At 43.6% G+C, this 2,543-nt stretch carries 1 protein-coding gene and 1 pseudogene; one reads left to right on the top strand and one right to left on the bottom strand.

The window, feature by feature from the left end; genetic code table 11:
• A pseudogene (locus tag HSISS3_RS12490) lies at nt 1-1,450 on the bottom strand (accessory Sec-dependent LPXTG-anchored adhesin); the annotation flags it as partial.
• A 664-nt stretch (nt 1,451-2,114) separates the two neighbouring features.
• On the opposite strand from HSISS3_RS12490, the gene HSISS3_RS12485 reads away from it, so the two are divergent.
• Entirely contained in the window at nt 2,115-2,303 is a 189-nt protein-coding gene (locus HSISS3_RS12485; RefSeq protein ID WP_021151625.1) for a hypothetical protein, read from the top strand.
• The last annotated feature ends 240 nt before the right edge of the window (nt 2,304-2,543 follow it).

Below are 2,543 nucleotides of genomic sequence, written 5' to 3'. Positions count from 1 at the left end.
ATTGACTCGCTGAAACAGAGACACTGGTACTTACCGACTCACTGAGTGATGTTGATTCACTTGACGAGACTGACGTTGAGACGGATTGACTCGTTGAAATTGAAGCGCTTGTGCTTTGTGATTCAGAAACTGACGTTGAGACGGACTGACTCGCTGAAACTGAGGCACTGGTACTTACTGACTCACTGAGTGATGTTGATTCGCTGAGTGAGACTGAAGCGGAAACGCTAGTTGAAGCACTTGCTGACTCTGAGGCACTCAATGAACCTGAAACAGATTGGCTCGTTGAGATTGAGGCACTCGTACTTGCACTTTCTGATTCCGATACGCTCAATGAATCGGAAATTGATTGGCTCGTTAAGATTGAAGCGCTTGTGCTTTGCGAGTCAGAGACTGACGTTGAGACGGACTGACTCGTTGATACTGAGGCACTCGTACTTGACGACTCGCTGAGTGACATTGATTCACTGGTTGAGACTGAAGCACTTAATGAAGCGGAAACAGAAGTTGAAACTGACTGACTCGTTGATACTGAGGCACTCGTACTTGACGACTCGCTGAGTGACATTGATTCACTGGTTGAGACTGAAGCACTTAATGACGATGACAATGAGTTAGATACTGACTGGCTCGTTGATACTGAGGCACTGGTACTTGCTGACTCGCTTAGTGAAGTTGATTCGCTTGACGAAACTGACGCACTTAATGACGATGACAATGAGTTAGATACTGACTGGCTCGTTGAAACTGAAGCGCTCGTACTTGATGACTCAATGAGTGACATTGATTCACTGGTTGAGACGGAAGCACTTAATGAAGCGGAAACAGAAGTTGAGACGGACTGACTCGTTGATACTGAGGCACTGGTGCTTGATGACTCACTGAGTGACGTGGATTCACTTGACGAAACTGACGCACTTAATGACGATGACAATGAGTTAGAGACTGATTGACTCGCTGAAACTGAAGCACTCGTACTTGATGACTCGCTGAGTGACATTGATTCACTGGTTGAGACTGAAGCACTTAATGACGATGACAATGAGTTAGATACTGACTGGCTCGTTGAAACTGAAGCGTTCATACTTGATGACTCGCTGAGTGACATTGATTCACTGGTTGAGACTGACGCACTTAATGAGCCAGATGTACTCAATGATGCTGAAGCAGACGTTGAGAGTGACTCACTTGTAGAAATAAAGCTTGATGCTGATTTCGAAATAGAATCAACTGTTGAAAGAATTGTCGAAATTGACGCACTAAATGCTTGTGACAAGCTTTCAAAAGCCGAAACACTCAATGAAGAAACTACTGAATTTGAAACAGATTGACTTGCTGAAACTGAAGCACTCTCTGATGCTGAAAGGGAATTTGACTCAGATTGTGATTCACTTACTGAAGCACTTTCTGATGCTGAAAGAGAATTTGACTCGGATTGTGATTCAGACACTGAAGCACTCAGTGATGTGCTTAACGAGTTTGATACGGACTGACTAGCTGATACTGAGGAACTCAAGGAGCTACTTAATGAGTTCGATACGGACTGACTAGCTGAAACCGAAGTACTCAAGGAGCTACTTAACGAATTCGATACGGACTGGCTCGTTGAAACCGAAGTACTCAAGGAGCTACTTAACGAGTTCGATATAGACTCACTTGTTGAAACTGAAGAACTCAACGACGCACTTAAGGAGTTCGATATAGACTCACTTGTTGAAACTGAAGTACTCAATGATGTACTCAACGAATTTGAAGTAGATTGACTCACTGAGACTGAAGCGCTTAGTGATGAACTCAAAGAATTCGAAATGGACTGACTCGTTGAAACCGAAGAACTTAACGATGCGCTTAATGAGTTCGATATAGACTGACTTGTTGATACAGAAGAACTCAATGATGTGCTTAAGGAGTTCGATACGGATTGGCTTGTTGAAACCGATGCGCTCAACGAGTTACTTAACGAGTTCGATACGAATTGGCTCGTTGAAACTGATGTACTCAAGGAGCTACTTAATGAGTTCGATACGGACTGACTAGCTGACACCGAAGTACTCAACGATGAACTCAAGGAATTCGAAGCAGACTGACTAGCTGATACCGATGCACTCAAAGATGTGCTTTGCGAGTTCAATACGGATTCACTTGTTGAGACTGAAGAACTCAAAGATGTACTCAAAGAATTCGATACAGATTGGCTTGTTGAGACTGAAGTACTCAACGATGAACTTAACGAGTTCGATACGGATTCACTCGTTGAAACCGAAGTACTCAAGGAGCTACTTAACGAGTTTGACACGAACTGACTAGCTGATACCGATGCACTCAACGATGAACTCAAGGAATTCGATACGGATTGGCTTGTTGAAACCGATGCGCTCAACGAGGTACTTAACGAGTTCGATACGGATTCACTTGTTGAAACCGAAGAACTCAATGATGAACTCAAAGAATTCGATACAGATTCACTCGTTGAGGCTGAAGCGCTCAAAGATGAACTTAACGAGTTCGATACGGATTCACTCGTTGAAACCGATGCGCTCAAA

The sequence above is a fragment of the Streptococcus sp. HSISS3 genome, assembly GCF_000448605.1.
GTDB lineage: Bacteria > Bacillota > Bacilli > Lactobacillales > Streptococcaceae > Streptococcus > Streptococcus raffinosi.
This window is presented reverse-complemented; position numbering and strand designations above follow the sequence as displayed.